The sequence below is a fragment of the Microtetraspora glauca genome (assembly GCF_040656155.1).
GTDB classification, from domain to species: domain Bacteria; phylum Actinomycetota; class Actinomycetes; order Streptosporangiales; family Streptosporangiaceae; genus Microtetraspora; species Microtetraspora glauca.
Genome location: NZ_JBFALK010000003.1, coordinates 1 through 23711 on the forward strand (window position 1 = coordinate 1; position 23711 = coordinate 23711).

At 70.7% G+C, this 23711-nt stretch carries 22 protein-coding genes, 1 pseudogene and 1 riboswitch; of the genes and pseudogenes, 16 read left to right on the plus strand and 7 right to left on the minus strand.

Annotated elements, in window-relative coordinates; genetic code table 11:
* The first annotated feature begins 398 nt into the window (after positions 1–398).
* From AB0I59_RS06215 to AB0I59_RS06235, 5 genes are read left to right on the plus strand one after another with little or no spacing between them, the layout of a single operon-like run.
* Positions 399–1259: a branched-chain amino acid ABC transporter permease gene (locus tag AB0I59_RS06215; RefSeq protein WP_358130637.1), complete on the plus strand. Its 861-nt coding sequence runs from the start codon at positions 399–401 to the stop codon at positions 1257–1259.
* Entirely contained in the window at positions 1259–2275 is a 1017-nt protein-coding gene (locus AB0I59_RS06220; protein ID WP_061252620.1) for a branched-chain amino acid ABC transporter permease, read from the plus strand. Before AB0I59_RS06215 ends, AB0I59_RS06220 begins: the two co-directional genes overlap by 1 nt.
* The gene (locus AB0I59_RS06225; protein WP_061252619.1) at positions 2272–3042 is read left to right on the plus strand and encodes an ABC transporter ATP-binding protein; all 771 of its coding nucleotides are present in this window, start codon (positions 2272–2274) and stop codon (positions 3040–3042) included. Before AB0I59_RS06220 ends, AB0I59_RS06225 begins: the two co-directional genes overlap by 4 nt.
* Positions 3023–3730 (plus strand): ABC transporter ATP-binding protein, encoded by a 708-nt coding sequence (locus AB0I59_RS06230; protein ID WP_061252618.1) that lies wholly within the window; start codon positions 3023–3025, stop codon positions 3728–3730. Before AB0I59_RS06225 ends, AB0I59_RS06230 begins: the two co-directional genes overlap by 20 nt.
* 28 nt (positions 3731–3758) lie before the next feature.
* Positions 3759–4985 carry an ABC transporter substrate-binding protein gene (locus AB0I59_RS06235; protein WP_061252617.1) on the plus strand — a complete coding sequence of 409 codons (1227 nt, stop codon included), beginning with the start codon at positions 3759–3761 and terminating at the stop codon, positions 4983–4985.
* Positions 4986–5115: 130 nt separating this feature from the next.
* On the opposite strand, the gene AB0I59_RS06240 is transcribed toward AB0I59_RS06235, so the two are convergent.
* Positions 5116–5880 carry an SDR family NAD(P)-dependent oxidoreductase gene (locus AB0I59_RS06240; protein ID WP_358130642.1) on the minus strand — a complete coding sequence of 255 codons (765 nt, stop codon included), beginning with the start codon at positions 5878–5880 and terminating at the stop codon, positions 5116–5118.
* Between the two features lie 263 nt (positions 5881–6143).
* Between AB0I59_RS06240 and AB0I59_RS06245 the strand changes: the two genes are divergently transcribed.
* On the plus strand, positions 6144–7361 hold the full coding sequence (locus tag AB0I59_RS06245) for a hypothetical protein (protein WP_358130645.1): 1218 nt from the start codon (positions 6144–6146) through the stop codon (positions 7359–7361).
* 113 nt (positions 7362–7474) lie between these two features.
* Here AB0I59_RS06245 and AB0I59_RS06250 read toward each other — a convergent pair.
* Both AB0I59_RS06250 and AB0I59_RS06255 read right to left on the minus strand, forming a co-directional pair.
* Positions 7475–7634, minus strand: a pseudogene (locus AB0I59_RS06250) (response regulator); the annotation flags it as partial.
* Between the two features lie 17 nt (positions 7635–7651).
* On the minus strand, positions 7652–7846 hold the full coding sequence (locus AB0I59_RS06255) for a DUF6131 family protein (protein ID WP_358130648.1): 195 nt from the start codon (positions 7844–7846) through the stop codon (positions 7652–7654).
* Between the two features lie 312 nt (positions 7847–8158).
* Here AB0I59_RS06255 and AB0I59_RS06260 point away from each other — a divergent pair, with 312 nt between their 5' ends.
* The 3 genes from AB0I59_RS06260 to AB0I59_RS06270 are packed head-to-tail and all read left to right on the plus strand — an operon-like array spanning position 8159 to position 11157.
* Positions 8159–8335, plus strand: coding sequence for a hypothetical protein (locus AB0I59_RS06260; protein ID WP_358130651.1), 177 nt, complete (start codon positions 8159–8161; stop codon positions 8333–8335).
* Between the two features lie 27 nt (positions 8336–8362).
* The gene (locus AB0I59_RS06265; protein WP_358130654.1) at positions 8363–8809 is read left to right on the plus strand and encodes an ATP-binding cassette domain-containing protein; all 447 of its coding nucleotides are present in this window, start codon (positions 8363–8365) and stop codon (positions 8807–8809) included.
* A gap of 56 nt (positions 8810–8865) precedes the next feature.
* Positions 8866–11157 (plus strand): hypothetical protein, encoded by a 2292-nt coding sequence (locus AB0I59_RS06270; protein ID WP_358130657.1) that lies wholly within the window; start codon positions 8866–8868, stop codon positions 11155–11157.
* A 124-nt stretch (positions 11158–11281) separates the two neighbouring features.
* Here AB0I59_RS06270 and AB0I59_RS06275 read toward each other — a convergent pair whose 3' ends face one another.
* Together AB0I59_RS06275 and AB0I59_RS06280 are read right to left on the minus strand one after the other, a co-directional pair.
* Positions 11282–12037: an SDR family oxidoreductase gene (locus AB0I59_RS06275; protein ID WP_358130660.1), complete on the minus strand. Its 756-nt coding sequence runs from the start codon at positions 12035–12037 to the stop codon at positions 11282–11284.
* Between the two features lie 458 nt (positions 12038–12495).
* A complete protein-coding gene (locus AB0I59_RS06280; protein WP_358130662.1) occupies positions 12496–13746 on the minus strand; it encodes a low temperature requirement protein A in 1251 nt (416 codons plus the stop codon).
* A 324-nt stretch (positions 13747–14070) separates the two neighbouring features.
* A riboswitch (cobalamin riboswitch) is annotated at positions 14071–14261 on the plus strand.
* A gap of 229 nt (positions 14262–14490) precedes the next feature.
* On the opposite strand from AB0I59_RS06280, the gene AB0I59_RS06285 reads away from it, so the two are divergent.
* The 4 genes from AB0I59_RS06285 to AB0I59_RS06300 are packed head-to-tail and all read left to right on the plus strand — an operon-like array spanning position 14491 to position 19224.
* The gene (locus AB0I59_RS06285) at positions 14491–15708 is read left to right on the plus strand and encodes an ABC transporter substrate-binding protein (RefSeq protein ID WP_358130665.1); all 1218 of its coding nucleotides are present in this window, start codon (positions 14491–14493) and stop codon (positions 15706–15708) included.
* The gene (locus tag AB0I59_RS06290) at positions 15705–16781 is read left to right on the plus strand and encodes a FecCD family ABC transporter permease (RefSeq protein WP_358130667.1); all 1077 of its coding nucleotides are present in this window, start codon (positions 15705–15707) and stop codon (positions 16779–16781) included. The genes AB0I59_RS06285 and AB0I59_RS06290 overlap by 4 nt, the downstream gene beginning before the upstream one ends.
* A gap of 2 nt (positions 16782–16783) precedes the next feature.
* Complete coding sequence (locus AB0I59_RS06295; protein ID WP_358130670.1) at positions 16784–18679, plus strand: ATP-binding cassette domain-containing protein; 1896 nt, start codon at positions 16784–16786, stop codon at positions 18677–18679.
* On the plus strand, positions 18676–19224 hold the full coding sequence (locus tag AB0I59_RS06300) for a DUF7676 family protein (protein ID WP_061252611.1): 549 nt from the start codon (positions 18676–18678) through the stop codon (positions 19222–19224). The genes AB0I59_RS06295 and AB0I59_RS06300 overlap by 4 nt, the downstream gene beginning before the upstream one ends.
* 81 nt (positions 19225–19305) lie before the next feature.
* Here the strand turns inward: AB0I59_RS06300 and AB0I59_RS06305 are convergent, their stop codons facing one another.
* On the minus strand, positions 19306–21261 hold the full coding sequence (locus AB0I59_RS06305; RefSeq protein WP_358130673.1) for an aconitate hydratase: 1956 nt from the start codon (positions 21259–21261) through the stop codon (positions 19306–19308).
* A gap of 586 nt (positions 21262–21847) precedes the next feature.
* Between AB0I59_RS06305 and AB0I59_RS06310 the strand changes: the two genes are divergently transcribed.
* The 3 genes from AB0I59_RS06310 (at position 21848) to AB0I59_RS06320 (ending at position 23363) form a co-directional block, all read left to right on the plus strand.
* Positions 21848–22258 carry a L,D-transpeptidase gene (locus AB0I59_RS06310; RefSeq protein ID WP_358131579.1) on the plus strand — a complete coding sequence of 137 codons (411 nt, stop codon included), beginning with the start codon at positions 21848–21850 and terminating at the stop codon, positions 22256–22258.
* Between the two features lie 129 nt (positions 22259–22387).
* Positions 22388–22714, plus strand: coding sequence for a pyridoxal-phosphate dependent enzyme (locus tag AB0I59_RS06315; RefSeq protein ID WP_358130676.1), 327 nt, complete (start codon positions 22388–22390; stop codon positions 22712–22714).
* 13 nt (positions 22715–22727) lie between these two features.
* On the plus strand, positions 22728–23363 hold the full coding sequence (locus tag AB0I59_RS06320) for a pyridoxal-phosphate dependent enzyme (RefSeq protein ID WP_358130679.1): 636 nt from the start codon (positions 22728–22730) through the stop codon (positions 23361–23363).
* Between the two features lie 103 nt (positions 23364–23466).
* Here the strand turns inward: AB0I59_RS06320 and AB0I59_RS06325 are convergent, their stop codons facing one another.
* Entirely contained in the window at positions 23467–23709 is a 243-nt protein-coding gene (locus AB0I59_RS06325) for a hypothetical protein (protein WP_358130682.1), read from the minus strand.
* Positions 23710–23711 lie beyond the last annotated feature (2 nt).

The following is a 23711-nucleotide window of genomic DNA, read 5'->3' on the forward strand; positions in this document are numbered from 1 at the left end:
GGGGAAAGCCGGGGGCGGCGGGCGGGGGGGGGGCTTTTTCGCCGCCCGGGGGGGCCGGGCCGCCCCCGGGCCCCGGGGGGGGGCGCGGGACCGACACGCCGCGCTGACCGGGCAGGTCGCGGCGGGCGGGCCGCACCGCCCGCACCTCGCGGTCCGGGCCGGCTGAGCCACCCGGCCGCACTTCGCGGTCCGGCGGGGCCGCCCGCCCACTCGCATCGGTGTCCGCACCGGTCACGGCGTCCATCGGATCGATGGGCGCCGTTTTCGGCATGCCCGAAGGCCGGCGCCCTGATCACTCTCCGCCGATCGTGTCTCGCCGCATCGTTGCCAAATCGGGACCGTGGCGTCTATCCATTGGACGTTAACATCCTGACGACTAGTGGCTTGGAGGCGTCACCGTGTGGCAACAGATCATCAGCGGGTTGCAGGCGGGAAGCTGGTACTCCCTCATGGCACTCGCCATCGTCCTGGTACTGAAGGCGACCGACGTACCCAACTTCGCCATGGCTGAGCTGGGATTGTTCCCGGCCTTCTGCATCTGGGCGCTCATCGACGGGGCGAACCTGTCGTGGTGGCTGGCGGTCCCGATCGGGTTGCTCATCGGCATCGCGCTGTCCGTAGTGGTGGAACGAACGGCTATCCGTCCGATCTTGGCGGAGAACCACTTCGCCACGGTCCTGATGACGATCGCGGTCTTCGTCGTGATCAACGCGATCGTCCAGCTCGTGTGGGGATCCGAGCCTCGCAAGATCGACTCCCCGTTCGCGGGCTCGTTCACCGTGGCCGGGCAGGTCGTTGCCTACGAGCAGCTGGTCAGCGTCGCGGCCGGGCTGGCGGTGATGGTCGGGCTCATCCTCTTCTTCCGTACGCCGCTCGGCGTGCAAATGCAGGCGATCGCGGAGGACCGCGTGACGCCGAGGCTGCTCGGCGTCTCGGTCACGACGGTGTTCCGCACCTCGTGGGCCCTGGCCGGGGCGATCGCCACGATCGCGCTGCTGCTGCAGGGTCAGGCCTCCCTGCTCACCGACCAGAACGGCTCAGGGCTGCTCATCAAGGGCTTCGTCGCGGCGACACTCGGGGGGTTCTCCAGCATCACCGGGGCGTTCGTCGGCGGGCTCGCGCTCGGCGTCGCGGAGAACCTCGCGGGCGCGTACATCTCGACGTCGAGCAAGACCGCGATCGCGCTGCTGGCCATCGTCGTGGTGCTCTCGATCAAGCCGCAGGGCCTGTTCGGCCGCCACCAGGTCCGGGAGGTCTGATGACACCCTTCGCCGTGTTCTCCGGTTCGCCGTGGCGGATCGCCGGCGCGGCCGGCGCCCTGGCGGCGGCGCTCGTCCTGCTCGCGCTGCCCGGCCTGGTCAACCCGTACCTGCTCTTCCAGGCGTGCCTGGTCATGGTGACGGCGACAGCCGGGCTCGGGCTCGTCCTGATCATGGGGTGGTCGGGCCAGATCGCCCTGTCCCAGGCCGGTTTCCTCGGCGTCGGGGCGTACGCGACCACGTACCTGGTCGCGCAGGGCTGGGCCTGGCCGCTCGCGGCGGTCACCGCGGGCCTGATCGCCGCGCTGTTCGGCGTGCTGATCGGGCTGCCGGCCACCCGCCTGCGCGGCTTCTACCTCGCGATCGCCACGCTCGCGTTCGCCGAGCTGATGATCCGCGTCTTCGTGGAGGCCACGCCGATCACCGGCGGCATCGCCGGCACCGCCGTGGAGGCCGTGGTCCTGCCCGGGATCGACGTCGACGGCAGCCGCTGGTACCTGTGCCTCGGCGTGGCCGCCGTCACCACCGCCGTCGTCATACGCATCGGACGCGTCGGGCTCGGCAGGCGGCTGCGGGTCGTGCGCGACGCGGAGATCGCCGCCCCGTCACTGGGGGTGAGCCCGATGCGCACGAAACTGCTGGCCTTCGCGCTGTCGGCGTTCATCGGCGGGATCGCCGGGGCGCTGTACGCGCAGTGCCTGTCGTACCTGACACCGGAGATCTTCGACATGGGGCTGCTCATCGAGTTCCTGATCGTCGCGTTCCTCGGCGGCGTGGGTTACGTCACCGGCCCGTTCCTCGGCGCGGTCGTGGTGGTCGTGCTCCGTGATCTGCTGCAGGACCTGGGGAGCTGGCAGCGGCTCGGGTACGGGCTGATCCTCGCGCTGGCCATCGCGTTCCTGCCACGCGGGCTGGCCTCGCTGCCCGACCGGCTGCGGGCCAGGCGCCCGGCTCCGCCCGCGCCCGAACCCCCGCCCGTGTCCGGGCCGGCCGACCTGACGGGAGCCGCCCGGTGAACGCGCTCGAACTGTCCGGGATCGCCGTGCGTTTCGGCGGCAACGAGGTCCTGAAGGGCGTCGACCTCGCCATCGGCCCCGGGTTCACCGGGCTGATCGGCCCGAACGGCGCGGGCAAGACGACGGTGTTCAACGTGGTGACCGGCTACGTCCGGCCCGTCGCGGGGTCGGTGCGGATCGCCGGCGAGCCGATCCCCTCCGCCCGCCCGGCCGTCGTGGCCCGCAGGGGCGTGCGCCGCACGTTCCAGACTCCCCGGCTGGTGGCAGAGCTGTCGGTCGAGGCGAACGTGCTGGCCGGGCTGGACGCCGAGCTGACCCGCGGCGGCGGGCTGGCCGACTTCCTCGGGATCTCGCGCAAGTCCCGGGCCGCCCGGGAGCGGGCGCGCGAGCTGCTCGACGCCTTCGGGCTCGCCGACCGCGCCGCCGAGCCCGTCGGGAACCTGCCGCTGGGCAGCCAGAAGATCGTCGAGGTCGCCCGCGCGCTCGCGCCGCAGCCGCGCGTCGTGCTGCTCGACGAGCCCGCCGCGGGCCTGTCGGCCGCCGACGTCGACCGGATGGTGGCGCCGCTGGCCGAGATCGGCGAACGCGACGAGTTGTCGATCCTGATCATCGAGCACGACCTGGAGCTCGTCTCGCGGCTGTGCCCGCGGGTCGCGGCGTTGCACTTCGGGCGCATCCTGGCGGACGGCACTCCGGCCGAGGTCGTCGCCCACCCCGATGTCGTCAAGGCTTACCTGGGAGCCGGCGTTGCTACTGTCGATTCGTGAGCTGACCTCCGGCTATGGCCGAGTTCCCGTGCTGCGCGGGGTCGACCTCGACGTGGCGGAGGGCGAGATCGTCGCGCTGCTCGGGGTCAACGGCGCGGGCAAGTCCACGACGCTGCGCGCCGTTTCCGGCGTGCTGCCCACCTGGTCGGGCTCGGTGAGCTTCGACGGCACCACGCTCGGCGGCCGGACCCCGGAGGCCAGGGCCAGGCTCGGGCTCGGCCACGTCCCCGAGGGCCGCGGCATCCTCTCCTCCCTCACCGTGCGGCAGAACCTGCGCCTGGGCGCCACCGCCCGCGGGCGCGGCGCCCGGGACGTCGCCCAGGACGAGGAGCGGCTGCTGGACGTGTTCGACGCGCTCCGCGACAAGCTGGCCGCGCCGGCCGGTTCGCTGTCCGGGGGGCAGCAGCAGATGCTGGCCGTCGCCAGGGCGCTGATCGGGCGGCCACGCCTGGTGATGGTCGACGAGATGTCCTTCGGCCTCGCGCCGATCCTCGTCACCCAGTTGCTCGGGCTGGTCGCGCGGTTGCGGGAGGAGTCGGGCACCGCGTTCCTGCTCATCGAGCAGAACTCGGCCGTGCTCGACATCGCGGACCGCGCTTACGTGCTCGCCGGCGGAGCCGTGCGCACCTCCGGCCCCGCCCACGAGCTCGCGGACTCGGAGAACCTCGTCCGCGCCTACCTCGGCTGAACACTCGCACCATCTGACTGGAGGGTCCATGAGGCCACGACGGTTCCCGCTCACCGCCCTGCCCGCCCTGCTGACCGCGCTCGCCGTCGTAGGCTGCTCGTCCCAGGCGGCCGCGCCGTCGGGCGCGGGCGGGGGCGCGGCGGTCCAAGGTGTCACGGACGACACCTTCACCATCGGCACCACCCTGCCGCTCTCCGGCGGTGCCGCCACCTCGGGGAAGGGCTTCGAGGCCGGGCTGAACGCGGCGGTCAAAGAGATCAACGACAAGGGCGGGCTCCAGGGCCGCCAGGTGAAGCTCGTCGTGCTCGACGACGGGTTCGAGGCGGCGCGCAGCGTCGCCAACATCCGCCGGCTGGGTGACCAGGAGAAGGTGTACGCGGTGGTCTCCCCCGCGGGATCGGCCAACATCCCGGGCAGCTATCCCTACCTGGCGCAGAAGGGCATGCCGCTGTTCGCTCCGGTACTGCCGCCCGACCCGAAGCAGGACTCGGTGTTCCTGCTCGGCACCAGCCAGCGTGACCAGGCCAGAGTGATCGTGGACTTCCTGGCGGGCAAGGGGATCAAGAAGGTCGCCGTCATCGGGCAGGACAACGAGCTCGGCCACTCGATCCGGGACGGGGTCAAGGAGGAGGCCGCGAGCACGGGGGTCGAGGTCGTCGCGAACGAGACCACCGAGCCGAACTCGACCGAGGTGAGCTCGGCGGTACTCAAGGTCCGCGAGGCGAAGCCGGACGCCATCGTGCTCGGCACGGACAACACGCAGTCGGCGCTGATCATGAAGGCCGTCGACGAGCTGGGCTGGAAGCCCGCCATCATGGGCACCTCCTCGACCGTGACCACGGGCAGCGCGGGCACGGTGGGCCCGGCGGGGCCCGCGGCGAAGGGCGTCTACGGCACGTTCATCTCCGAGCTGCCGACGTCGGACGCGCCCGAGGCCGCGGCGTGGCGCACCGCGCAGCAGGCGGCCGCCCCGGACCAGGTGGGAAGCGCCTACGCCCTGCAGGCGTACGCCAACACGAAGATCTTCTTCGAGATCGTGACGCGGATGGGCGACGACCTGAGCTGGGCCGACTTCCAGAAGACCGCCGAGTCGCTCAAGGATCACGCGTCCGGCATCTACCCGCCGATCACCTTCGGCCCGGCCGCCGCCGGCGGACACGTCGGTACGACCGGCGCGAAGGTGGCGGAGTGGGACGGCTCGGACTGGAAGCCCGTCAGCACGGACTGGCTGGAGCCCGGCACGTCCGTGTCCTGACCGGACACCGGCTCGACCGCCGGGGGCGCGTGGTGTCCGTCGCACCACGCGCCCCCGGCGCACTCGTACCAGCCCATGCCCATGGCGGGGCCGCGATCGGCCCCGCCTCGTGCTCCGGGTTCCCGTTCGATCAGGCGTTGGTGACGCCGAGGCCGAGGCCGCCGTCGATGGTGAGCACGCCGCCGGTCGCCCACGCCGCCGTGATCAGGTACTCGACGGCCTCGGCGACCTCGTCGGCGGTGCCCGCGCGGCCCAGCGCGTGCGCTGGACCCAGCGAGCGCATGCGTTCGGCGGCGGTGGCGTCGTCCATGAGCCCGGCCCGCTGGTTGATCTCGGTCAGCACGCCGCCCGGACGCACGCAGCCCACCCGCACTCCCTGCGGCCCCAGCTCCGCCGCCAGGACTCCGGTCAGCGTCTCCAGCGCGCCCTTGGTGGCGGCGTACGGGGAAGCGCCGGGGAAGGCGCGCTGAGTGTGCACGGAACCGAAGAAGACCACGGCGCCGGAGCGCTCCCGCAAGTGCGGCAGGGCGAGCGCGGTCAGCATCATGGGGCCGATCGTGTTGGAGGCGAACACGTCGTGCAGCGCCTGCTCCTCGAGTTCCTCGAGCGGGCCGCGATACATGTTGCCCGCGGCGTGCACCACCGCTTCCAGCCCACCGCCGTGCTCCACCGCCCGGGCGACCATCCGCTCGCGGTCCGCGGCGACGGTGACGTCGGCGACGACACCGCACGCGCCGGGGCCCGCCCGCCGGACGACCGCCTCGACCTTGTCAGCGCGCCGGCCGGCCAGGGTCACCTTCGCCCCGGCCTTGACCAGCCGGTAGACCACCGCCTCACCGATTCCGGAACCACCCCCGGTGACGAGCACCGGCATCCCTCCGAGCGAACGCCCCACCGAAGCCTCCTGACCTGTCTGTGTTAGACGGGATGCTAACGACGACTAAACCGTGACAGGAAGCCGTCACCACGATTTAATCGGCGTTATGGGTCTAGTTACTAGCGAACTGGCCCCGTCGGACTGCCGGCCGGTGAGCCTCTTCTGGGCCAGTGGCCCGGACCCTGTTGAGCCCGAGGACGGGCGGACATCTTCCCCGCCGTCCGGGACGAAGGTGATGAGCCGAGGGGTGAACCCCGCCTCCGATCGGCGACAATCCCATCGTGATCCCTCCCGATGTGACCATGTGGCTGGCCGGTCCGCACGAGGACGTGGAGCTGCGGCGGCGGGAATCCCGGGTCAGCGTGCATCGCGGAAGCCGGGCCGAGGTGCTGATCGACCACGTGGACGAGGACGTCGCCGCCGTGCACTTCGAGCTGGCCGTGGACCGATACGTCGCCGACGGATACTCCCCTCGCACGCAGGCGGCCGCGCGCGGCGTCCCGGGCACTCCGCCGGACGACGCCGGTTACGCGTTCGCCTTCGCCGCGAAGGTCGGCGGCGCCCGAGGCGAGCTCATCAAGGCACAGGCGGTACGGCTGTGGGAGGACGATCAGGCGGCACGGGACGCGGAGCGAGCGGCGATCGAGGCGATCGACTTCCAGGTGTCCTTCTACGGGCTGTTGGACGACCACCTGCTCCTGATCCCGGACGGACCCGCGATCCACGCGTACATCGACGGGCACGACGTGGTCTCACTCGTCGACGGGTTGGCCACCGCCAAGGGCATGACACCGGGCCGGCTGGGCTTCGACCCGAGGTGCGATCCCTGGCGGATCGATCTCATGGGCCGGCACCGGCTCCGGAGCCTGCTCGCCGGCGAACACATGAGCCGGCTGCGCTCGCTTCGGATCCGCACCTGGGGCGGCACCGCCCATCTCGACCCGGTCCTGAGCTCCTACTCCGCCGGTGACCGGCTCAGCCACCTGTGCCTGTGGAGCCAGCGCGACGACCTCGTCGAAGCGCCGGTCGCGGGGCGATACCCCGGCCTGCGAGCACTGGAGTGTCCCGCGTGGCAGGTGGCGCGGCTGCTTCGGGACGGGGCGCCCCGGCTGCACACGCTCGTGGCGTTCGGCACCGACGCGGACACGCCCTCCCTGCTGGACATGCTGGCCGACCTCTCCCTGCCCGCCCTCCGCCACCTCGCTCTGTGGGAAACGGACGTGGATCCCACGACGCTGGGCGCCTCCCCCGTCGTCGCGAGGCTGGCCACCCTCGACCTGTGGAAGGTCAACGACGCCCACCGGTTCGACTTCTCCGCCCTGCTACGGCATCGGCGGGACCTGGCGCATCTGGAACGGATCGTCGTCCCCGGGCACTGCGTCCCCTCCACCACCGTCAGCAGGTTCGCCGACTGGCCGCAGGTGACCTTCGCCGACTACGACCGCCGGGAACTGCTCGCGCTCGACCTCGACACCCGGGGGTACACGAACGCCATGTGAGCCGGAACGGCGCTTCGTCGCCCGTACGCCGCAGGCCGTGTTCACGCCTGGACGCGCAGGAACGTCCGCCACGGGTGCCGATGTTCCGCCGATGAACTGTTTGGTGTGGGACACCTGTCCTTCGGCGGATAGCCGACCGCCCCGGCTCCGTCCGCCTGCAGTTCACGGGCGTAGAGCTGCTCTCCATGCTGCGACAGCACCAGCACAGGAAATCGGGCCCTCGCGGCGTGCCTGGATGGCGGCCTGCAAGCCCTCGTCGGTGAACGACGGCGGCCAAGGACCACGGGCGATCACCAATAGTGGCGTCGTCCGCCAACCGCGTGTCCGAGTGCTCCAAGGATCCACAGGACAACCCCGATCACCAGCAGCACTATCCCGATAGCCCACAGGACGTAGATGCCCAACGCGAAACCGAGGATGAGGAGGATGATTCCGAGAACGATCATTGAGCCCTCCGATCTTCCAGGAGGAGTAGTAACGTCCATCTGCCCGCCTGGTCACCAGATATGCCGCTGTACCGCGCCAAAACGCATCCCATAGGGTTTGAGCTGCACATTCTTCAACGCATCTGAGCGGCTCGGTGGTACTTGTCGATCAACCCACGAGTACCTTCCGACGCTTGGTCGGGCCTTCCAGGCGTACGACAGTCCAGGACGAGGCCGGTGAGGAGTACTACGCCGTCCCCGGCAACTGCGACATCGAGCGCGTCCTGGCCGATCTGTGGCTACGCGCCCACGGCTGGCCGGGTGGGCTCGGGCGAGGGGCTACCCCGGCCGGCGAGCGTCGCGTTCACGGGGATGGGCGAGGCACTCGCCAACCCTCACGTGTTCGACGCGCTCACCCTGCTGACAGACGCAGGCTACGCCGGAATGTCCGCACGACGGGTGACCGTGTCCACCGTGGGGTTCGCACCGAACCTCACCCGCCTGGTCGACGAGCACCCGCAGGTGACGATCACGCACGTCCGCAGTTGACGGGAAGGAAGAAGAGAAACACCACCGATGTCCACGAAGTCCGCCATCACACTCCGCGACCTGACCTTCGAATGGCCATACGGCAGCCTCGCACTCTCCGGCGTCAACGGCACCTTCGGCACCGGCGGCACGGGCGTGATCGGGCGCAACGGCGCTGGGAAGTCGACGCCGCTACGCCTGATCGCAGGCATCCTGCGGCCGAGCACCGGCCAGATCGACACGATCGGCGAGGCCGGCTACCTGCCTCAGACACTCACGCTCAGGCATGAGACGACGATCGCCGAGCTCCTCGGGGTCGAGGAGTTCGTACGCGCGAAGAGAAGTCGAGGAGCAGCGAGAGCGCGGCAGATGGGACCGCCTTCTCCCTTGCCCGGAACCTTCCACACACCTATTCACGCACGTCAGACTCCGCCGCTCCCGCGTGGAGCGGGGACGTCACGCGCCCGTGCGGAGTCTGTCGGTGGGAGGCGGTAGCTTGTCGAGCACCCTCCGCCGGGCGCCTTCGGCCCTTCACCCCCAGGAAGCAGCACGTGCGTCGTCATCGTTTCGGGCGGTTCGCCGCCTCGGTCGCCGCCGCCTACACGGCGGCGGCCGTCCTGTTCGGCGTCGTCGCGCTGGTCACCGGCGACGGCGCGCTCCTCGCCCGGCTGCTCACGTTGGGGCAGGTGGGACGGCTCTCCGCCGGATGGGGCGTGCCGCTCGGCGTCCTGATCGCCGCGTTCCAGGGCTGGGCATTGTGGCAGATCCTGCGCGGGCGGGCGGCCGGACCGGTCCCGGCGGCCGGCCGTTCCGTGCGCCGGCTCCGGGCGGTGCTGTACCTCAGCGCGGCGTTGGGCATGCTCGACTCGATCCCGGTGGACCTGCCGTGGTGGACGGAGTTCGTCGCCGGGGTCGGGTGGCTCGTCCTCGTCATGCTGTTCTTCGTCGTCCTGCGCGGGACCGCGCGGGTGACGGCGGCCCTCGCGGCGGCGGCCGTGGCGCTGGGCGAGGTGAGCTGGATCGGCTCGGAGGTGGCCGACCACTTCGACGTCCCGGCCGCCGAGCGCATCTTCGGGGTCGCCGGGCTGTACGGGCTGCCCTGGACCCTGGGCATGGCGCTGCTCCTGATCGCCCAGGCGGCGGACGGCAGGTGGAGCCGGGCCACCGTGTGGGCGGGGTTCTGCTCCGTGGCGGTGCCGTACCTGCTGATCCCGTTCTCCACCCGGCTGTCCTTCGCCCTGGCGAACGACAGCCTCGGACCTGTGATGTACGGCCTGGCCACCGCGACCGCCCTGCTGACGGCGGTGTGGCAGGCGCGTTCCGCCCACGAGCTCTCCGGCCCTGCGCCGGAGCCCGTGGCGCGAGCGGCCCGGCCGGAACCGGCGTCGCTCCGCTCGCGGCCGCTCGCCGTGGCGGCGGTCGCGCTGCCCCTGCTCCCGTTGGCGGTCGGCCTCCTCGACGGCACGCCGCCGTGGGCCGGAGTGAACAGCTCGTTCGGCTGGTTCTCCGCGACGGGCGGCCTCCTCGCCGTCGTGCCGGCCGCGATCGCGTCGCTGGTCGACACCGTCGCCGGGACGGGCGCGCTGTCGGTGCTGGTCCTCGTCGCGGTCCTGCGGAGGACGTTCGGCCTGGTGCGGGCGGCGGTACTCGTCCTGCTCGCCGCCGCCGCGGTCGAGGTCGTCATCGCGCTCACCTTGCTCGCCCCGCGCGACGATCCCGGATACGCCGCTCTCCCGAGCGAGTCCGGCACGGTGTACGACCTGGTGTCCTCCTTCGCGTCCGGCCTCGTGCCGTACGGCGACCACTCCGGGGTCGCGCGGCTGTGGTTCGGCGGGGCCTTCGCCGCGGCGGCCGTTCTTCTCCCGCGATCGCTGCGGCGGTCGGGCGGGCGACCGCGCTCGCGACTCCGGACGGTGGCGACGGTCGCGGCGGCGGCCGCCCCGCTGTGCTTCCTTCCGATGGCCGACCACGGAGGCGGCCCGGTCACCGCCGCCCGGGAGTGCGCGGGGCCGTGGCCGGGAGGGCCCAACCGGGCCGCGCCGACCGGTGAGAAGGCCTTCGTCTGCGCCGTGCGGGGCTCCTCCGGCGCGCTGAAAGTCGCACCCGACCTCCCGGACCGGTTCCTGGTCGCCTACGGCCGCCGGTTGTGCGACGTGCACGCCCGCGACGACCCGGCCGAGCTCGCCCGCGTCCACCGCACGGACGGCGTCCAGGTCCGGGAACTGAACTACGTCCTCGCGGACATCTGCCCGAGCGCCGCCACCGTCGTCGCGGCGGCGCGCGAGCAGGAGGAGCGGGAGATGCGGGAGTGGGAGGAGGAGCGGCGGCGCGTCTGCGCCACCGCGCGCCGCCACCGACCCCTGATCAGACCGGTGTCCAGGGTCGTCCAGCGGGACCCGGTGGCGATGCCGGACTACGGCGCCCTGGAGGCGTACGAACCTGACATCGCCGGGGAGGACCCCGAGGCGAACGATCCGACCTACCAGGACGACCTGCTGACCGTCGCGCCGGGGTTCCTCGGCCTCGACGTCCACTCGGACATCCCGCTCTGCGTCACGACCGAGACGTACACGCGCCGCCCGCCCGTGGAGGCCAGGGGATGGCAGCACGTGGTCGAGGTCGGCCACCCCAGCGTCAGCGGCGAGATCAGGTTCGCCCACCCGTTGGGCGGCGACCCGCTGCCCGACCTCGCCGTCCGGGGCAGGGGCCACTACCGCATCCGGATCCATTATTCCTGGGACAGGTCGAGGGACGGCGGGGCCGTCCGGCAACGGCTGCTGATCATGTCGTACCCGGGACGGGGTGACCGCGTCGTCGTCCACCGCGCCCGCGGCAAGCCCTGACCGCTCCGCCTCGGCACGCCGTCATGGCGTTGCGGGTGCCGATGGCACGATGGTGCGGGCGCGGGGTCGATATCGGGCATGGGATGACCTTTCGTGGCCTATTGAAAAGCCCGGTGAGACGCCGTTACTTCTTGGGCGCGGTCCGGCCTGGCCAGTCGCGGTAGCGGGTCTGACCGAGGATCGCGTCGTCGCCCGGCACCAGGGACCGCTCGCTCAGCTCTGATCCGAAGTAGCGCGCGTGCGGGTCGGTGACCACCTCGCGCGGGTCGCCCCAGGCGGCCAGGGCGTCGCGGAAGAAATCGTCCATCCTGAACTGCTCGGGCCCGGCCACCTCGACCCTTCCGTTCAGCGGCGATCCCACCGAGATCCGGCCGAGCGTCTGAGCGACGTCGTCGCCCGCGATGGGCTGGAAGAGCACATGCGCTATCCGGACCTTGCCGTCGTCGGTCGCCTCGCCGGCGATACTCCGGGTGAACTCGAAGAACTGGGTGGCGTGCACGAGCGAGAACGGGATCCCCGACTTCTCGATCAGTTGCTCCTGCGCGATCTTCGCCCGGAAGTAGCCGTTCTCGGGCATCCGCTCGGTCCCCACCACCGACAGCGCCACATGGTGACCGACGCCGGCCGCCTTCTCCGCGGCGAGCAGATTGCGCGTGGAGGTCTCGAAGAACTCCAGCACCGCGGCGGCTTCGAAGGATGGGGAGTTCGACACATCGATCACCACTGAGGCGCCCGTCAGTACCTCGGCCAGGCCTTCGCCGGTGAGGGTGTTGACGCCGGTGTTCGGCGACGCCGCCACCGCCTCGTGACCGTGCTCCCCCAGCTTCGCCACCAGCTTCGACCCGATCAGACCGGTCCCGCCGACTACCACGATCTTCATGACACGCCTTCCTGCTCCGCCGGTGCGCCTTTTGCCGGCCGATCGCCGGCTAAGACAGGGCAGCCTCCGGGCTTGCGACAACCGCCGTGAGAATCTTGTGATGTCAGTGCCATACCTACCCACTGACCTGCGGCGATACTGAGTTGGATGCCCTTCGGTGACGATTCGCGCCGTCTGGGTCGGCGAGAAGACCGCTCTCATTGAGGGTGTCCGCGGCGTGCTGTCGCCGGCTGCCTTCGGGATCCGTCGTCGCGAGCGCCGCGTCGGTGGCACCCGCCGCGAGCGAGGTGCACGTCCGCCCGCGGCCGCGTCTCCGCCGCGAGGACGCCGACCCCGCGCCCGGCGACCGGACCGCGATCCGGGTCCCTCCATGCCGATGACGAGGACCGACGTGACGATCTGTTTCCCTGACGCGTACATGGCGCTCCCGACTGCGGGAACGCGGGTAGCGCCGTGATTTATGACATTTGTGGATCGTCCGCGAGAGAGGCGGATCGCGGGGTACCGCCGGCGACGCGCGCGTTGGCCAGGATCGTGACAGCGACCAGCACGGCGCAGATGCCCGCGATCGACGCGACCACGGCCGCCACGCCGATCCGGGACGCCATGAGCGGCAGCAGCAAGATGGCGGTGGCACCACCCAGAACCGCGGCAGGGTTGATGACAGGCTCTGTGACGACAAGTACCTGTACCGCCAAGAGGAGAGCGAGATAGGCGAAGACCGGGATGGCGACGGCGTACCCGAGTGCCGGCGGAGCCGCCACCACCCCGTGCCCGCTCTGCTCCACCGCGACCTCGAGCCCAGCGCCGAGGGCGGCAAGGGCGGCGAAGATGCCGTAGTGACCGTATCCCCACAAGTAGGACCGATGACGGCGGTCACTGAGACCCTCACCAGCCTGTACGAGGAAGTACAGCCACCAAAGAGCGAACAGCAGGACGAGGCTGGAGACAGCGATGACGATGAAGGGACCGCTGATCCTGCCCGATTCGAGCGCTGCTTCGACCCCCCTGCTCGCGGCGAGGACGCTCTCGCCGAGCAGAATGATCGTGAACAGGCCGTAGCGTTCGGCGATGTGGTGCGGGTGCCAGTTGGTGGCCCTGTCCCGCTCCGCCCACCGTGGCACCGCGAGTTCCAGGACGACCAGGCAGGCGAAGGACGGCAGCTCGATCGATGAGGGGAGGGCTCCCGTCGCCGCGAGGAAGAAGCGAAGCAGCCAGCCCATCTGCACGAGGCTGATGCCGGCGGCGTAGCGCAGCGCGGTGCGGCGGCTCGCCGGGTCCTCGAAACCGGCCCGCAGCCATTGGGCGACGAGCGCCGTCCTCATGACGAGGTAGCCCAGCGTGACGATTCCGTAATCGGAGTGACCGGCCGCGGCCGGCACACCGGCGGCGAGCACCAGCACGCCCGCCATCTGCACCATGGTCAGCAGCCGATAGGCGACATCGTCGGTGTCGTAGGACGAAGCGAACCACGTGAAGTTCATCCACGCCCACCAGATCGCGAAGAAGACCTGGAGGAACGGGACCAGCCCGGCGAGGCCATGACCGTCGGCGACGCTGTGCGCGAACTGGGCGGTGACGACCGCGACCGCGACCACGAAGGTGAGATCGAACAGCAGCTCGAGCGGGCTCGAAACACGGTGCGGCTCATCGATGGCGCGCGCGCTCATCCGGACCCGGATCCGGATGGTGGTGCCGGCTGGTGGCAAGATCTCGCTCCTGTCGCTCCGCGACGTCCGGTCGTCTGAAAGACAGTGCGGCGTTCCGATCTGTGACAACGCGGCGCCGAGGTCGCAGCATATGGCTTGTCGTCGCGCTGTCAAAGACCACAAGGCTGTCCGGCCTGCAGCGTTGTCGTGTGCGGGATCGCCACGGCACGCAGGCCGAGCTCCGCGATCAGGTCGAGCCCCTCTTCCCGGTACGACTCGGCTCCCACCTGGGAGATGCCCGGTTGTCGGCGAGGTCGTCGGCGGTGGCGCGACCAGCCAGGCGCGGTAGCCGGAACCATCCGCACGAACCCGGTCCTTGGTGAGCTATGCGTCGTATGCGACCATGGTCGCGAAGGCGACGGCGGAACGAGGAAGCCGGTGTGAATCCGGCGCGGTCCCGCCACTGTGATCGGCGAGCGAACCCCGACGACGCCACTGCCCTTACGCGGGTGGGAAGGCCGGGGCGAGCTTCGACCCGAGAGCCAGGAGACTCACGCGGTCGCCTCCTCACAGAAATTGGGGCGGATCTCCCCAAGAGAGGACGGTGGCCGCCATGCCGTGTAACCGGCGTAAGGTCCTTCTCCCTGCCCGCGGTACGGTTACCGGCTTTCCAGTCGGCTGCTTCATGGCTGACGGTCGCGGAACCGGCCGCCGTGGCGGGACTCTCCTGGTGATCCGGCTCCTCGCCCGCCGCGTCGCGCTATCGAGGAATGGCGGTCGCGGCCCGTTCCCAGGAGACCATCGATGGGTATCCCCCGCCCGATCCACAGCGCGCTGCTCGCCGTCCTGCCCGCGATCCTGCTCACCGCCACCGCCTGCGGCGGAACCGAACCGTCCGCGTCCCCCGCGACGGCCGCCTCGGCGGCTGAGGGTCGCTGCGTCACCTCCTACGACGCGAACGCGGACTACTTCCCGGTCAAGCAGACCCTGACGCACGCCACCAACTTCACCCTCACGTACGCCAAGAACTACCAGGTCGTCACGGTCAAGGAGCCCGCACCCGGCGCCAAGCCGGAGACGTACGTGCTGGTGCGCTGCGGCACGCCCGCCCCCGAGCTGACCGGCGGCCTCGCCGGCGCGGTCACCGTCGAGACGCCCATCGAGTCGCTGTACTCCGCCTCCACCACGCACCTGCCGTTCATCACCGAACTGGGCGTGCTGGACCGGCTCAAGGCCGTGGCCTCCGCCGGATACATCACCTCCCCCGAGGTGCTGGAGCGGGTGAAGTCCGGCGCGGTCACCGAGTACGCCTCCGGACAGGAGATCGACACCGAGAAGGTCATCGGCGCGAGGCCCGACGTGCTCATGACGCAGGGCACCGAGGACAAGGCGTACGGTCCGCTGCGCCAGGCCGGGATCAAAGTGGTAGCCAACGCCGAGTGGCTGGAGTCCACCGCCCTCGGCCGGGCCGAGTGGATCAGGCTGATGGCCGCGCTCACCGGCACCGAGTCCACGGCGAACGAGGTGTTCGGCAAGATCGAGTCCGACTACACGTCGCTCACCGCCAAGGCGAAGGCGGCCACCCCGGTCGCCGTGCTGCCCGGCCAGATGTACCAGGGCCAGTGGTCGATGCCCAACGGCGGCAGCTACGTCGCCGGACTGATCAAGGACGCGGGCGGGACCTACCCGTGGGCGGACACCTCCGGCTCGGGCGGCACCACACTCGACCTGGAGGCGGTGCTGGCCAAGGCCAAGGACGCCAAGGTGTGGCTCGCCATCGTCAACGAGTGGAAGACCCTCGGCGATGTGAAGAAGTCCGACGCCCGCTACGCCACGTTCTCCGCGTACGGGACCGGTGAGGTGTGGTCGGCCAACAAGACCATGGGCCCGGGCGGCGGCAACGACTACTGGGAGCGCGGCGTCGCCCGTCCCGACCTGGTCCTGGGCGATCTGGTGGCCATCCTGCATCCCGACCTCGCGCCCGGCCACGCGTTCACCTTCTACCAGAAGATGACCAAGTGACCGCAGCGGCACTGACGACCGTCCCGGCGGCGGCTCGCCGCCGGACGGTGGTCCTCTCGATCATGGTGATCGCGGTGCCGGTCACGTTCGCGCTGGCCGTCACGCTCGGTTCCACCGCGATCCCCCTGTCCCGGGCGCTGCCCGCGCTGCTGCGCGACGGCACCGCCGACCCCGCCGTCCGCGAGATCATCTGGACGGTGCGGCTTCCGCGCGCGATGACCGCGGCCCTGGCCGGAGCCGCCCTGGGCGTGGCCGGGGTGCAGATGCAGACGTTGTTCCGCAACCCGCTGGCCGAGCCGTACATCCTCGGGGTGAGCTCCGGCGCGAGCCTGGGCGTCTCACTGATCATCATCGGCTGGGGCGGGACGGCGGGCGCGTTCACCGCCGGCGTGGCCGGGCTCGGCCGGGCCGGAGTCGTGGTCGCCGCCTCCGCCGGGGCGGCGGCGGTGCTCGCTCTCGTGCTCGCGCTGTCGCGGCGGGTGCGGTCCGTGGTCACGCTGCTGATCGTCGGGGTGATGGTCGGCTCGGCCGCCACCTCGATCATCACGGTGCTGCTCGTGTACACCGACCCGCAGCGCGCCCAGCAGTTCATCAGCTGGGGCTTGGGCAGCTTCGCCGGGACCACGTGGCCCGATCTCGCCATGTTCGGCCCGGTCTGTCTGGTCGCGCTGGCGGCGGCGCTGGCCGGGGTCAAGCCGCTCAACGCGCTGCTTCTCGGCGAGAACTACGCCCGCACGATGGGGGTGCGGGTGCGGCTGACCCGCACGCTCACCCTGCTGGTGTCCTCCGTGCTGGCCGGCGCGGTGACCGCCTTCTGCGGGCCGGTCGCCTTCCTCGGCCTGGCCGTACCGCATGTGGCCCGGCTGACGCTGGGCACCGCCGACCATCGGCTGCTCCTGCCCGGGGTGGCGCTGCTCGGCGCCGCGGTGGCGCTGCTGTGCTGCGTGGCCGCCCAGGTGCCGGGCGGCGGGGTCGTGCTTCCCCTCAACGCGGTGACCACCATCCTCGGCGCGCCCGTGGTGATCGCCGTACTGCTGCGCAGCCGCGCGGCCCGTACCGGACTGGCGGTGTGACCATGGACGATCGGGGTTTGCGCCTGGACGGCGTGTGTGCCGGATACCCGGCGCGGCGCGGCCACGGTGAGCGGCGGGTACTGGACGGCCTGGACGCGACCGCCGCACCCGGTGCGCTCACCGTGCTGATCGGCCCGAACGGTGCGGGCAAGTCCACCCTGCTGCGGACCATGGCCGGACTGCAGCCCGCCCTGGACGGGCGGGTCCTCATCGACGGCGCCGCGATCGAGTCGGTGCCGGCGAGTGAGCTGGCCCGGCGGCTCGCCGTCGTGCTCACCGAGCGGGACCTGCCCGCCCTGCTGACCGCCCGAGAACTGGCCGGGCTGGGACGGCACCCGCACACCGGGTTCACCGGACGGCTGTCGGCCGCGGACGGCGAGATCGTCACCTGGGCGCTGGAGGCGGTCCACGCCGTCCATCTGGCCGACCGTCCGGTGACCGAGCTGTCCGACGGTGAGCGCCAGCGGGTGCTGGTCGCCCGCGCCCTGGCGCAGCAGCCTTCGGCAATCCTGCTGGACGAGCCGACCGCGTTCCTGGACGTCACCTCCCGGGTGGCGCTGATGGGCCTGCTGCGCCGCCTCGCCCGCGAGAGGGGGCTCGCCGTCGTGGTGTCCACGCACGACCTGGAGCTGGCGCTGCGGGTCGCCGACCGGATCTGGCTGCTCGCCCCCGGCGGCCTCCTGCACGCCGGGACGCCGGAGGAGCTGACCGCCCGGGGAGTGATCGGTGCCGCCTTCGACGGCGACGATCTGTCCTTCGACCCCGCCTCCGGCGTGTTCGTGCTCCAGACGGGCAGCGGAGGAAGAGTGCGTGTGACCGCCGACGACATCCACCGCCCGCTGCTGGAACGCGCGCTGGCCAGAGAAGGCTGGCGTACGGCCGCGGTCCGCCGTACCGGCGAGGCCGCTGTACGGTCTGCCCGCTGCGATGCCGGTGCTGATTCCGGTGCTGATTCCGGTGCCGGACCCGGTCCCGATGGCGAGGCCGTCGAGCTGGCGGTACGGCGTACGGGCAACGGATACGTGGCGGCCTTCGACGGCGACGTCATCAGGTTCGCCACGATTCCCGAGCTCGCGGCGTGGAGCCGCCACGCGGCCGACACGCTGCGGGAGACACCTCCGACGCTGCGGCCCGCCACTCCCCTGACCGTGTCAGGCGCGGTCTCCGACGTCTCCACGGTCGGCGGCTACTTCGAACTCGGCATCGGTGAGGTCGAGGCCGGGTGGCGGCCACTCACCGACCTGTTCACCGATACCGGCGTCCTGGAGAAAAGGATCGCCGACGTCGCCGAGCGGCTGAACACCACCGAAACCCGGGTTGCCGCCTCGATCCTGTTCCAGGGGATCGCCGCCCGCCTCTGGTCACCTCCCCTCGGCGCGGCGATCGCCCACGACCTGCTCATCGACCTGGATCCCGGACGGATCCACTGGCAGGCGGCGCCCAGCGGACCGCTGCCGCTGCGCGCCACAGGCCTCGACGGATGGCAGGTCCGCGACCCGGCACGGGTCACAGAACGGCTGCACCACACCGTGGTGACCGGGCTGTTGGAACCGCTCGCCGCGGCGTTCCAGGCTGTCGTGAAGATCGCACCGGGCCTGCTGTGGGGCAACGCGGCCTCCGCGCTGGCCGGGACCGTCCGCACCCTCGCCCGCGTACGCCCCGAACGAAGCGACACGGCCGTCACGCTGGGCCGCGAGCTGCTGGACCTGGGCCCACTGCGCGACACCGGTGAGCTGGCGGAACCGGCGCCCGGCCATCCGTTCTTCGTCCGGCGCAGCTGCTGCCTGTACTACCGCCTGCCCGGCGGCGGTAAGTGCGGCGACTGTGCCCTGATCGCCCCCGGCACGCGGCACGAGCAGTGGGCCCGTGCCATACGAGAATCTCAAGGAGCCCGATGAACCACACCGTCGTCGAAGAAGAGGGCACCGGCACCCTGCACGTCTGGGAGCTGCCCACCGACGAGCAGACCCTCCTGTCCCTGGTGAAGGACATCTTCGACAAGTACTGGGAGCACATCTGGTTCGGCGTGATCATCCAGGGCGCCGCCTGGGAGGTCGCCGCACCCAACGCGCCCGAGCGGATCAGCCTGTACGACGGCTATGTCACCGTCGACTTCGGCCGCTGGCACTTCCATCTGTGCATCGGCGAGCACACCGCCAGCGGCCCCGAACTCGGCCGGATCCGCCGCTGCGCCCGCGCCGAGATGTACCGCCGCGTCGGCGCCGACGGCAGCCCGACCTCCTGGGGCGTCCGCCTCTTCAACGGCCGGGACGAGCAGCTCATGACCGTACTGCTGCCCAACCCGTTCCTCACCGACCGCCAGCAGGTCCTCGACCCGCCGGACTTCACCCGGCTGGCCGCCTGGGACGAACTCCGGGCCACCTACCTCGGCCTGGAGCCCGACCCGCTGGACCGCACCGGCAAGGGCTTCGCACACGGATGAGCGGGATCGTCGTCGACCCACCGGCTGCTGCTGTGGCAGCAGCCGGTAGGTCCCGCTCCTCGACCACGACGCTCGGCCTGCTCACGTCACGGTCTGCGCCTTGATCAAGGGGATCTGCCCACCGGCGAGCACCATCGCGATCTGGCGGGGAGAGAGCCGGTGGCGGACGACGACGTCGGCGCCCGTGGTCGCGTCGCGTACGACGAGGTCTCCGCCCCTCTCCAGCGCGGCGCGCAGGTCCTCCAGGGACAGCTCATCGCCCTGGCTGATGCGGTCGTAGTCCTCCGGGTCGGTGAACTCCAGGGCCAGTACGCCGAAGTTGGCGAGGTTCTGCCAGTGGATGCGGGCGTAGGATTTCGCGATCACCGCGCGCAGCCCGAGGTAGCGGGGTGCTATCACGGCGTGTTCACGGGACGACCCCTGGCCATAGTTGGCGCCCGCGATGACGACGTGCGGTCCGGCTCGATGTGCTCGTGCGGGGTAGCTCTCGTCGATCTGGCCGAAGGTGAACTCGGCGAGCCGTGCGATGTCACTGCGGAAGGGCAGGACACGGGCCCCCGCGGGCAGGATCTCGTCGGTGGAGACGTCATCGCCCAGTTTGATCAAGACAGGGCCGCACAGCCGGTCCGGCAACGGATCGAAGTCGGGCAGTCGCCCGATGCTGGACGCCTTGACCAGCTCGACCCGCCGCGCCTCGGCAGGGGCGAGGGGCGGCTCGAACATGCCTTCGGGGGCGACGGCCCGCTTGGGCAACGTGAGGGCGGGATACTCGATCCCCAGCAGGTCGGGCAGCGTCCTCGGGTCCGTGATGCGTCCGGTCAGCGCGGCGGCCGCCGCCGTCTCCGGAGAGCACAGCCACACCGAGTCCTCCTTGGTTCCCGACCGGCCCGGGAAGTTACGCGGTACGGTGCGCAGACTGTTGCGGCCGACCGCGGGCGCCTGCCCCATGCCGATGCAGCCCATGCATCCGGCCTGGTGCAGCCGCGCGCCGGCCCTGATCAGGTCGAGGGTGGCCCCCATGCGGGTGAGGTCGGCGAGGATCTCCCGCGAGCTCGGATTGATGTCCACCGACACCTGTGGATGTGCCTGGCGACCCGCCAGGATGGTGGCGACGATCGCGAAATCCCGCAACCCCGGATTGGCCGAGGAGCCGATCACCACCTGGTGGACGTCCTCGCCGGCGACCTGGCGTACCGGGACGACGTTGCCCGGCGAGGTGGGCGCGGCGATCAGCGGTTCGAGGACCGACAGGTCGATCTCCTCGTGAACGTCGTAGCGGGCGCCGGGATCGGGAAGGATCTCGACGAAGTCGCCGGCTCGCCCCTCGGCGGCGAGGAACGCGCGTACCTGCTCGTCGGCGGGGAACACGGACGTGGTCGCGCCGAGCTCCGCGCCCATGTTCGCGATGACGTGCCGGTCCATCGCCGACAGCGCGGCCAGCCCCGGTCCGTGATACTCGATGATCCGGCCCACCCCGCCTTCGACGCCGTGACGGCGCAGCATCTCCAAGATCACATCCTTGGCCGACACCCACGGCGGGAGCGTGCCGGTCAGGCGCACTCCCCAGATCTCGGGCATCGTCAGGTACAGCGGTTGCCCCGCCATCGCCATGGCGACTTCCAGCCCGCCCACGCCGACGGCGAGCATGCCCAGCGATCCGGCGGCACAGGTGTGGGAATCAGAGCCGACCATCGACGCGCCCGGAACCCCGAAACGCTGCATGTGCGTGGGATGCGACACGCCGTTACCGGGCCTGGAGTACCACACCCCGAAGCGGTGGCAGGCCGAACGCAGGAACAGATGATCGGCCATGTTCCGTTCGTCGGTCTGCAGCAGGTTGTGGTCGACGTACTGCACCGATGTGCGGGTGCGGACCCGGTCCAGGCCGAGCGCCTCCAGCTCCAGCATCACCATCGTTCCCGTCGCGTCCTGCGTCAGGGTCTGGTCGATGCGCAGCCCGATCTCTTCCCCGGGTGTCATCACGCCGTCCACGAGGTGGGCGCCGATCAATTTCTGGGTGACGTTGAGTCCGGTCATGGCTGACCTCTATGAACACGAACCGCCGGCACGGTCAAGTGGCACGGTCGAGTGGCTCGTTGAGTGGCTCGTTGAGTGGCTCGTCGAGGCCGAGGTGCCCGTACGGCACCCCGCAGTGCCCCCACGGCCCACTGTACGGCGACGCCGGAAACGCACGGGTATGGCGACGTCGGCGGATGTCGAGCAGCGCGATCGTCGGGCGGGCTGGTCAAGTGGATTCGCGGCGCCCGGGGAGGCTGCCAGTTGATCACCGAGGTGGCTTCGGCGGTACAGCACGTGCCGTCCTATGACCTGCAGGGATGAAACATTCGGCACCCGCAGGACCAGTAAGCACTTGGGCCGGCCGCTTGAGCACTTCGGTTGGCGGAGGGCTGCAGGGATGGGGCGAAGCCGCCTCGATGCGGAAGAGAGGTCGGAATATCCTGATTTATGCAGAGAGCGACGGTGATCAGAAGTGGCCCACCAACGCCGAATCTCACGCTCACACGTTCGTGACGCCGCCCGGCTCGTACTGGCCGGTGCACTCGCTGCCGTCCTGACGCTGGGCGCCGGTCCCGCCCGGGCGGCCTCCGTGGGCCACGTTTCTGTGATCGACGCGGCGACACACCAGATGACCGTCACAGATCACGGTCAGACGGTGATGACCTTCACCGCGGGCTTCGGAAAGCCCGGCTTCCGCACACCGACCGGAACGTTCCACGTGCTTGGCAAGGACGCGGTCATCACGATGACCTCGTGCAGCGCGAACATCACGTGTAATCCGCGTAATCCCAACTACTACGACCTCGTGGTCCACTGGGCGGTGCGCCTGACCGGTTCCGGCCTGTTCGTCCACGCGGCGCCCTGGGATCCCGCCATCGGCCGGGCCGACAGCTCCCACGGCTGCATCCACCTGAGCACGGAGGACGCCCACCGCTTCTACGATTTCAGCCGGGTCGGCGACACAGTGATAGTCAAGAACGCCGGCGGCCTCGTCGGCGGCCCGAGCGGTCCGTAACGCCCCTTACGCCTCGGCGTCGAAACGAGGATCCACGGGTCCCCTGCCCGGCTCACCTCCCAGTACGGGCACCGGTCGCCGGGCGTTCGCCCGAATGGAACAGCGCCGGCGGCGCTAGGCTGCTGTGTCGTGCAGGAGACGCGCCTCGACACCGCTCGCATCCGCGCGGCTCGCCGGGTGATCGACCCGATTTTTCTCGACACTCCGATGTACCGCTGCGAGGCGCTGGAGCCCGCCCTCGGGTGCACGGTGAGCATCAAACTCGAAACGGCGAACCCGGTCCGCAGCTTCAAGGCCCGCGGCACCGAGGTAGTCGCGAGCCTGCTCGCCGACAGTGGCTCGCGAGCCGTGGTGTGCGCCAGCGCGGGCAACCTTGGCCAAGCCCTCGCTTGGTCCGGTCGCGGCCGCGGGCTCGACGTCACCGTCGTCACGCTTCGCGCCCGCGGCCAAGCTTGATCGCATCCGGGCGTTGGACGCCAGGTTGGAGTTGGTTGACGGCGACTTCGACATGGCTCGCGAGCGGGCGGCGGCCGTCGCGCGGTACGACGGCATCCGGCTGGTCGAAGACAGCCTGGACATCGAGACCTGTGAGGGCGCGGCAACCATCGGCCTGGAACTGGTGGACACCGTGCCGTCGTTCGACGCCGTCCTGATCGCTCTCGGCGGCGGGGCGCTGGCCACCGGTGTGGGTCATGTGGTGAAGGCCTGGGCGCCCGAAGTCGAGGTGATCTGCGTCCAGCCGCTGGGCGCACCGGCGATGACACACTCGTGGCGCCAACGGCGCGTCGTCACCACCGACTCGACCAACACCATCGCTGACGGCGTCGCCGGACGGCGTCCCATCCCGGCCGTCCTGGACGACCTCCTCCTGGTCGCTGACGACGCCGTCCTGGTCCAGGAGACGTCGATCATCGCCGGTATGCGGATGCTCCTCGACCACGCCGGCCTCGTCGTCGAACCGTCGGCCGCGCTCGGCATCGCGGCGATCCTCGAAGACCGTGACCGCTTCGCCGGCCGACACGTCGTCACCATCGTGTGCGGCAGCAACGTCGACGTAGACGCCTACCACCGCTGGGTCGGTGCGGCTCCCGTCCACAGGTCTTGACAATTACTCCGTCGAGCTTTGGCTCGCGTGGCGAATACCATGCAGTTGAGCCTGTGGGTGCCAGAAAGTCAGCCACCCTAAGCGACCCGCGCGTGCTCCTCGATCAGCCCGCGGCAGACCGGCACGAGAGCGACCATGAGGACGGCGACTCCTCCTCACCGGCCGCCGCTGGAGCGACCCGCGGTGGCGTTGTCGCCGGATTACCGGTGTCGTACCAGCGACCCTGGATGACCTGTCCGTACACCGCGCGGCTGCCCGCGTAGGCGTTGGTGGAGTCGGTGAGGTAGATCCCGCCGGTGCGGTGCTCGTACCAGCGCTCCAAGGGCCGAAGCCCAGCCCGGCCCATGA

Coding starts and splice junctions, on each gene's coding strand:
- AB0I59_RS06295 (WP_358130670.1), top strand. CDS start 16,784: ATGGACGATCGGGGTTTGCGCCTGGACGGCGTGTGTGCCGGATACCCG.
- AB0I59_RS06285 (WP_358130665.1), top strand. CDS start 14,491: ATGGGTATCCCCCGCCCGATCCACAGCGCGCTGCTCGCCGTCCTGCCC.
- AB0I59_RS06275 (WP_358130660.1), bottom strand. CDS start 12,037: ATGAAGATCGTGGTAGTCGGCGGGACCGGTCTGATCGGGTCGAAGCTG.
- AB0I59_RS06255 (WP_358130648.1), bottom strand. CDS start 7,846: ATGGACGTTACTACTCCTCCTGGAAGATCGGAGGGCTCAATGATCGTT.
- AB0I59_RS06235 (WP_061252617.1), top strand. CDS start 3,759: ATGAGGCCACGACGGTTCCCGCTCACCGCCCTGCCCGCCCTGCTGACC.
- AB0I59_RS06220 (WP_061252620.1), top strand. CDS start 1,259: ATGACACCCTTCGCCGTGTTCTCCGGTTCGCCGTGGCGGATCGCCGGC.
- AB0I59_RS06325 (WP_358130682.1), bottom strand. CDS start 23,709: ATGGGCCGGGCTGGGCTTCGGCCCTTGGAGCGCTGGTACGAGCACCGC.
- AB0I59_RS06265 (WP_358130654.1), top strand. CDS start 8,363: ATGTCCACGAAGTCCGCCATCACACTCCGCGACCTGACCTTCGAATGG.
- AB0I59_RS06300 (WP_061252611.1), top strand. CDS start 18,676: ATGAACCACACCGTCGTCGAAGAAGAGGGCACCGGCACCCTGCACGTC.
- AB0I59_RS06305 (WP_358130673.1), bottom strand. CDS start 21,261: ATGACCGGACTCAACGTCACCCAGAAATTGATCGGCGCCCACCTCGTG.
- AB0I59_RS06260 (WP_358130651.1), top strand. CDS start 8,159: ATGGGCGAGGCACTCGCCAACCCTCACGTGTTCGACGCGCTCACCCTG.